This window comes from Micromonospora sp. MP36, from assembly GCF_008119785.1.
In the GTDB taxonomy this organism is placed as follows: domain Bacteria; phylum Actinomycetota; class Actinomycetes; order Mycobacteriales; family Micromonosporaceae; genus Micromonospora.
In genome coordinates, this window is sequence record NZ_VSFA01000271.1 from 1 (window position 1) to 1,041 (window position 1,041).

The window sequence follows — 1,041 nt, forward strand, 5'->3', positions numbered from 1 at the left end:
CTAGCCCGTGTTTCGTAAGGGTCTTCTGGCCGGTGAGGTAGGCCCGGCGTGGCGGTGATCGATAAAAGTTGAGGTCTCCGGTAGATCGGTTAGCGACCAAGCAAACCGAAGACCGACCGGAGACCTCGTGCCCAGGGTAGCGGCAGCGAGGCGGCACGATCTCACCGACGCTCAGTGGGCCGGACTGGAGCCGGTCCTGCCTGTGGCGCCGGGTCGGGGGCGCCCGCCTCGTTGGACGAAACGACAGATCATCGACGGGATTCGGTGGCGGGTCCGGACCGGGACGCCATGGCGGGACGTGCCCGAGGTGTATGCGCCTTGGCAGACGTTGTATCGCTGGTTCCGGCGGTGGCAGCGTGACGGCACGTGGGCGAAGGTCTTGGCAGGGTTGCAGGCCGGGGCCGACGCTGCCGGGAAGATCGGCTGGACGGTGAGTGTCGACTCCACGATCAGCCGCGCCCACCAGCACGCCGCCGGCGCCCGCCGCGACGGTCACCTGCAGAAGGAACCGCCGGGTGGCGTTACCGCCGAGCCTGCCGATCACGGGCTGGGTCGATCGAGGGGCGGGTTCACCACCAAGACGCACCTGGCCTGCGAGCAGGGCCGCAAGACCCTCGCCGTGGTGATCACCGGTGGGCAGCGCGGAGACAGCCCGCAGTTCATCACGGTGCTGGAACGGATCAAGGTGTACCGGGTCGGCGGCGGCCGGCCCCGCACACGTCCCGACCTGGTCCTGGCCGACAAGGCGTACACCAGCCGCGGCAACCGCGGATATGCCCGCCGTCGAAAGATCCGGGTCTGCATCCCGAGCAAGGCCGACCAGGACGCCCACCGCAAGGCCAAGGGATCCAAAGGCGGCCGGCCACCCGCCTTCGACCCAGACCTCTACCGGCTGCGGCACGCCGTGGAATGCGGCATCAACCAGCTCAAGCAGAACCGCGCCATGGCCACCCGCTACGAGAAACTCGCCGTCCGCTTCGAAGCCACCGTCACCATCGCCATCATCAACCAGTGGCTCCGAGCCTTATGAAACACGGGCTA

Annotated in this window: 1 protein-coding gene; it reads left to right on the forward strand. The window is 68.1% G+C overall.

What is annotated here, in order from left to right; translation table 11 throughout:
- Positions 1–127 precede the first annotated feature (127 nt).
- A complete protein-coding gene (locus FXF52_RS41115) occupies positions 128–1,030 on the forward strand; it encodes an IS5 family transposase (protein ID WP_148805040.1) in 903 nt (300 codons plus the stop codon).
- The last annotated feature ends 11 nt before the right edge of the window (positions 1,031–1,041 follow it).